Source organism: Bacillus cereus group sp. Bce019, assembly GCF_051781745.1.
Lineage (GTDB): Bacteria > Bacillota > Bacilli > Bacillales > Bacillaceae_G > Bacillus_A > Bacillus_A cereus.
The window spans coordinates 1-258 of record NZ_JBPWJX010000215.1; the positions used below are offsets into that span (position 1 = coordinate 1).

Here is a 258-nt window from a genome sequence, read left to right on the forward strand (position 1 = left end):
TATAAGTTTCGCGCCATAGCGTTGATTCCTTCATCCAAAGTGGCAAACTTCATAAACCCTTTCATTTGTGAACTGCTAGGGTCCATGAGCCCCCCAGGGTTATTGTAGTTTTTTACTGCGTTAGAAGTACCGTTACCCGTTTCCAATCTCGCAATGGCCGCTAGTAAAACAGGATCAATTTGGTTTTGTGTTCCTGCATTTAAAAAGGCTTGTGCTTTCCCTGTAAAAACACCCCCTAAATGGGGCTGTAATTCTTCT

Annotated in this window: 1 protein-coding gene; it reads right to left on the reverse strand. The window is 43.0% G+C overall.

Going from position 1 to position 258, the window contains the following annotated elements:
• The coding region (locus tag ACS2QP_RS28070) for a glucosaminidase domain-containing protein (RefSeq protein ID WP_438883113.1) at positions 1 to 258 on the reverse strand (258 nt) is incomplete at both ends.